2 protein-coding genes are annotated in these 1,110 nt (G+C 37.1%); both read left to right on the forward strand.

What is annotated here, in order from left to right:
- Window positions 1-96 precede the first annotated feature (96 nt).
- Window positions 97-450 carry a hypothetical protein gene (locus tag INT03_RS11965; RefSeq protein ID WP_193009123.1) on the forward strand — a complete coding sequence of 118 codons (354 nt, stop codon included), beginning with the start codon at window positions 97-99 and terminating at the stop codon, window positions 448-450.
- A gap of 62 nt (window positions 451-512) precedes the next feature.
- Window positions 513-800 (forward strand): hypothetical protein, encoded by a 288-nt coding sequence (locus INT03_RS11970; protein WP_193009124.1) that lies wholly within the window; start codon window positions 513-515, stop codon window positions 798-800.
- Window positions 801-1,110 lie beyond the last annotated feature (310 nt).

A 1,110-nucleotide genomic window follows, 5' to 3' on the forward strand; every position in this document is an offset into this window, starting at 1 on the left:
GTTAGTCATATTATATATAATATTAGGTACAAGGTCGGCAAGGTGCTGGCCACCAGCCGTTAGGGTGTTAGCGGCAAAGTTGGAAGGATGAAAAAAATGGAAGAGTTTTATTTTCTTGGGGTTTCAAATCTTGCTGGTGATTGGGAGTTATTGATTGAGCGTTTAGGTCATAAAAAAGAGTTGGACGACATGAGCGAGCAAATTTGGTCAATTGCTAAAGCGTCAGAAGAAGTGCCACACATGGGTAATATCTATCAAACAATATTGCAAAAAAAGTTGGAAGCTATACTCATTGGTATGGGGGTTGCTTCAGAGAATATTGATTATTACGCAAATGGGGCAGATGCTAACTTTTTTATCTTCAATGAAAGCGTTTATGATATCAGAACGCTAAAAGCAGTTTTGAGAAGCAATGTAGATGAAGATACATTTTACGATATTTTTGATTGATACTTATTAAAAAAGGTCGGCAAGGTGCTGACCTTACTTGCAAAACTAGAAAGGATAGTTTTATGTTTAATCTTAAAAATGCTACGCATGTTAAAACACCAAACCATGACCAAGCGATGTTTAAAAATTATCGTGATTCTGATAATGTTCGCGGTATTTTATGTGGGGATACTGATATAAAACATGCTGCACAGGTTTTCTACGATGGCAGACCACAAGGAGCTAAGATTTGGGGTAGAAATGATAAAGAAATTGAAGATATGGCTAATAAAATTGTTAAAGAGCTGATAGCAGAATGCGATTTTTGTTATCAGGATAAAAAAGTTTGGGAGCTTAGGGTTTACGACTAGGGTTGTTTTTTTAGTATTTGGTGTCAATAGTTATTTGGCTGTCGGACGGGCTTTACGTTTCAATGCCGCATCATAGAGACCAAGTGTAGCTAAGCATAAAACTGTCTCATTCGAGCCAATTTTATGCAAGCTACACTAGGCCTCAACGATACGTCATTTACACTGCAATCCCTGACAGAAAAGAAAAAAGCGGATCAGAGAGATTAGATAGTTTAAGTAGTAATTAGAGCTAATGGCCACCACCACCTAGCCAAGATTATAAATACAGGTCACTACTTACTGTCAATGGCCGTTTGTCAGATTTTTAATA

Source organism: Psychrobacter sp. PG1 (genome assembly GCF_014897815.1).
Classification (GTDB): domain Bacteria; phylum Pseudomonadota; class Gammaproteobacteria; order Pseudomonadales; family Moraxellaceae; genus Psychrobacter.

Bases quoted from the DNA above. Each gene is read 5' to 3' on its own strand.
- INT03_RS11965 (WP_193009123.1), top strand. From the start codon at position 97: ATGGAAGAGTTTTATTTTCTTGGGGTTTCAAATCTTGCTGGTGATTGG.
- INT03_RS11970 (WP_193009124.1), top strand. From the start codon at position 513: ATGTTTAATCTTAAAAATGCTACGCATGTTAAAACACCAAACCATGAC.